Genomic DNA, 4,384 nt, shown 5'->3' on the forward strand with positions numbered 1-4,384 from the left:
ATTGATGATGATTTACTTGATCGCTTGGTGGCGTGTTCTGGTGAGCGTGGCGTGGAGTTGACTGGTGAAGGCGGGTTTTACCGGAGTTGATTAAAGCTGTTCTTGAACGCGGTATGAAGGCTGAGCTACGGAGCTGGAAAAATTGGCACCTACCGAAATTGCTGAAACGGCGGAATCTAGGGCTTTACGGCCTGGAGGGCCATCCTCAAATTGGCGCTAAATGGAAAACCCTCTTGCGGAAAATCATCAATCCTATAGAATATAGGGTGTTCCAAACGTGAACGGGCATGCAATGTCGCATGCAGAGCGGTTCGTGCACAACCTTCCTTACATGCGAATGGCGTAACACGGCCGCAAACACAAAATTACAAGGAGAATATGATGCGTGACATTAAGAAAATTGCCGTTATCGGAGCCGGGTACATGGGAGGCGGAATCGCCCAATCGCTAGCACTTGGTGGTTACGACGTACTTATCGCCGATGCTGACGAAGAAAAAAGCGCACAAGCACTAGACCGGCTTATCAAAGAAGCCCAGGAATTTGAGGATCAGGAACTCTACCCCGCAGGGGCCACAGAAATAATCAAGGGCAAGCTCACCAATGGCGGCACAATCGCGAACGCTGTTACCGGTGCCGATTTCATCGAAGAAGCCGTTTTCGAGTTGCCTGACGTAAAGAAAGAAGTACTGCGTGAGATCTGCGAGTACGCCCCGGAAGATGCAATTATTGGCACGAACACCTCTACCCTTCCAGTTACTTCACTGAAATCGGCGGTAACAAATCCGCAGCGCTTCCTCACAGTCCATTTCTCCAATCCTGCACCTTTCATTCCCGGGGTTGAATTAGTTGCTTCTGAAGACACCAGCAGCGAAGTTATCGCTGCCGTCAAGGTTCTACTTGAACACTGCGGCCGGCAAGGAGCGCAGGTAGCAGATAAGCCCGGTTTTGTACTTAATCGCCTTCAGTACGCCCTACTAAAGGAAGCCTGCAATGTAGTCGAGGAAGGGGTTGCGACCGTCGAAGACGTTGACACCATCGTTCGTACGACCTTCGGTTTCCGCTTGGGCTTCTTTGGCCCGTTTGCTATTGCCGATCAGGCCGGCCTCGACGTTTATGCAAACTGCTTCAAGACCTTCGAGAACACATACGGTGAACGCCTAGCCACGCCGGAACTCCTGACTAAGGAGGTTTCCGCCGGAAGAAATGGGGTCAAGAATGGCAAGGGTATTACCGGCGATTTTGATGACGAGACCAAGGAAGCGCTCATTGCTTACCGCAATAACGCCTACTCGAAGATGCAGAGTCTCCTCAATGAGCTTGGGCCCGCTCCCAAGGGAAAGTAGGCAACAGATCATGCGTATCCGCACTAGCACTGCGAAACTTACTAGTTTTCGAAGGAGAATAAAATGACTTCATCAGTAAATGTTTCCGGAGTGAACGAGGCAGCACTGATCCGAAAGCTCATGCTGCGAATCGTTCCGTTCATTATGATTCTGTACACGATTGCGTATATCGACCGCTCAATCGTTGGTTTCGCAAAGTTACAGATGAGCGCCGACGTAGGGCTCTCAGAATCCGCATATGGCCTGGGGGCTGGACTATTTTTCCTCGGATATTTCCTCTTTGAAGTTCCGTCGAACTATATCCTCCCGAGGTTTGGAGCACGAAAGTGGTTTACACGAATTTTGGTTACGTGGGGACTCGTAACGATATGTATTGCCCTCACCCCAAACGTAACCGTTTTCTATCTGCTCCGGTTCCTCCTTGGCGCTTGCGAGGCTGGCTTCTATCCTGGAATTCTATATTACCTGACGTTGTGGTTCCCCCAGCGTCACCGCACCCGGGCTACCGGCACATTCGTCATAGCTGCCCCGCTGGCATTTCTCATCATGAATCCACTCGCAGGATGGTTGCTTGAGATTGGCTGGTTCGGTCTCCGCGGCTGGCACTGGATGTTCATTATCTGCGGCGGCATGGCTGTAATCGCCGCAATACCCACGATCATCTTCCTCCACGATACCCCTCGCGATGCTCCTTGGATTTCTGAAGCAGAAGCCCAATGGATCGATAACGAGCTTGAGAAAGACAAAGAGCAGCTCGGCCAGGTGGAACACAAGAATCCGCTCAAAGCCATGGGGTCTAAATACGTCTGGGGATTTGCGCTCATATTCTTACCCACGACTATCGGGGTCTACGGCCTAAGCTTCTGGGTTCCTTCAATTGTCGCTCAATTCGCTGACTCGGGCGCTGCGATTGGCTTGTATTCCACGATTCCTTACATCTTCGGAATTGTCGGTATTTACGTCACTTCGCGGTGGGCCAGCAGATTCAAGGAAAACTGGATTCCGCTAACCATAATTTTCGTCGGCGCAGCAATCGGAATCGGACTAGCTGGCTGGTTAAGTTCAGCCGCCGGCCAGTTAGCAGCCATGTCGCTAGCTGCATTCTGCCTCTACTCGTTGGCGGGTGTATTCTGGCCGCTTCCGACTCGATACCTTGTAGGCGGAACTGCCGCAATCGGCATCGCTTTTATCAATTCGTTCGGTAACTTAGGCGGCTTTATTGGCCCCTACGTTGTTGGCGCAATCTCTGAAGCAACAGGTTCTCCGACTAACGGCATGTATTTCATAGCGGCCGTGCTCGTTATTGGGGCTCTGCTCACGCTTTGGGTCAAGCATCTATGGGGAGGCAAGAACCCCGAAACTCTTTCTCAAAACAATTAGCTAGCGCAATCGGCGTTACCTAATGCAACCACGAGAACACTAGGTATATAAAGGAGAAACAATTGACATCATACAGCGCTGATACGTGGCCGATTGCGGCCAAGATGAACTTCGGCCCTTTGACGGAAGAAAGGACACTCACCGTCGATGCTGGTGAACGAGTATGGCAAGACCAAATGCTCCAGGTCGCGGAGTTTGGGTTTGATGCCATGGATCCGATGGATGATTGGATCCCGCTTGCCGATCTAGACGATCAGAAATTCGCACTCTTCCAGAAGGTAGCCAAAGATAACGGACTCTCCGTGCCCGCGGTTTCGATTGGCCGCCAGAGCGTGGTAGATGTGGAACGCGGCGCCGAGAACGTAAAAATAATCCACCGGACTATCGACCGGGCGGCCGAACTGGGAGCCAAGATTATCAATATTGGTTTCCAGCAGGCTTTGACCCAGGCACAAAAAGATGCCCTGTGGTTCTGGCTCGCGCCCGGGCACGTGGACGATCCAAAACTGCGAGATCTGGCAATTGAACGCGTGCGCGAAGTAGCGGACCACGCCCAGCAGGCCGGCATGGAAGTGTCCCTCGAAATGTACGAGGACACCTATGTGGGCACACCCGATGATGCGGTTGCCTTCTGTAAGGATGTGGACCACCCGGCCGTGGGCCTCAACCCCGATATCGGCAACCTCATCCGCTTGCATCGCCCGATGGAAAAGTACGACGTGATGCATGAGAAGGTCTTCCCGTACGCCAACTACTGGCACGCCAAGAACTACATTCGCGATGAAGATTCGGCGACCGGTAGCTATATGTCCGCTCCGGTACCGCTCGAAATTGGCACCATGAACTATCGCCAGCTCATTCGCCGCGCGATCCAGCTCGGCTTCAACGGGCCTTTCATGGTAGAACACTACGGTTCGGACTGGCTGGCCGTGGGCGCAGCAAACCGCGATTACATTCGGCAAGTACTGCGCGGCGCTCTCCGCACATTCCGCGACCAAAAGTAAAACACCAGCCGCGAAAGAACCCGCTGCCAATACAACAGCACGAGCGCGGCAATCATTAAATACCAGGAAGGGATAGGGCTGGGGGCCGCTGCCGGATATGCTTTTGCATCCGGCAGCGGCCCCCAATGCCAGCTTGCCTTATTGCCTGGCTTGCCTTAACAGGCTTGCCCCTGACTGATGTTATTTTTCGCTACTCCCAGGCTTGGTTTGCTGTTATTCTTCGACGATTGCTTCGACGTCGTGCGTGGAACGGCGCAGCACATTCTCCAAATGGAATCGCATAGCTTCTACTACCGTGGCTTCATCTCCGGTTTCGAAGGCTTCCACGATTTTCCGGTGTTTTTCTACCGCATACTGGCCATCCGGAGTACCGCTACCCACGGTTTGCCGCATTCTATGGACCTGGAAGGAAGAGGGTGTCAAATAGTTTGTGTAAATGGTCGGTTCAGTAAAGAAATGAGGATTTGCTATGACTATGATGGATGTTCCTGCTGAGGAATCTGCTGCTGGCGCATTGCGCCGTGAGTTTATTGATGATGATTTACTTGATCGCTTGGTGGCGTGTTCTGGTGAGCGTGGCGTGGAGTTGACTGGTGAAGGCGGGTTTTACCGGAGTTGATTAAAGCTGTTCTTGAACGCGGTATGAAGGCTGAGCT

At 52.5% G+C, this 4,384-nt stretch carries 5 protein-coding genes; 4 read left to right on the plus strand and 1 reads right to left on the minus strand.

Features of this window, described 5'->3' with window-relative positions; genetic code table 11:
• Window positions 1–378 precede the first annotated feature (378 nt).
• From BQ7117_RS00025 to BQ7117_RS00035, 3 genes are all read left to right on the plus strand, one after another.
• On the plus strand, window positions 379–1,344 hold the full coding sequence (locus BQ7117_RS00025; RefSeq protein ID WP_202613003.1) for a 3-hydroxyacyl-CoA dehydrogenase family protein: 966 nt from the start codon (window positions 379–381) through the stop codon (window positions 1,342–1,344).
• A 63-nt stretch (window positions 1,345–1,407) separates the two neighbouring features.
• The gene (locus tag BQ7117_RS00030) at window positions 1,408–2,724 is read left to right on the plus strand and encodes an MFS transporter (protein ID WP_073995642.1); all 1,317 of its coding nucleotides are present in this window, start codon (window positions 1,408–1,410) and stop codon (window positions 2,722–2,724) included.
• Between the two features lie 62 nt (window positions 2,725–2,786).
• Entirely contained in the window at window positions 2,787–3,728 is a 942-nt protein-coding gene (locus BQ7117_RS00035; RefSeq protein ID WP_237563016.1) for a sugar phosphate isomerase/epimerase family protein, read from the plus strand.
• Window positions 3,729–3,941: 213 nt separating this feature from the next.
• Here BQ7117_RS00035 and BQ7117_RS07580 read toward each other — a convergent pair whose 3' ends face one another.
• Complete coding sequence (locus tag BQ7117_RS07580) at window positions 3,942–4,121, minus strand: FCD domain-containing protein (protein ID WP_073995643.1); 180 nt, start codon at window positions 4,119–4,121, stop codon at window positions 3,942–3,944.
• Window positions 4,122–4,197: 76 nt separating this feature from the next.
• Here BQ7117_RS07580 and BQ7117_RS07585 point away from each other — a divergent pair, with 76 nt between their 5' ends.
• On the plus strand, window positions 4,198–4,347 hold the full coding sequence (locus tag BQ7117_RS07585) for a hypothetical protein (protein WP_202613004.1): 150 nt from the start codon (window positions 4,198–4,200) through the stop codon (window positions 4,345–4,347).
• Window positions 4,348–4,384: the final 37 nt, after the last annotated feature.

This window comes from Arcanobacterium urinimassiliense (genome assembly GCF_900119495.1).
Lineage (GTDB): Bacteria > Actinomycetota > Actinomycetes > Actinomycetales > Actinomycetaceae > Arcanobacterium_A > Arcanobacterium_A urinimassiliense.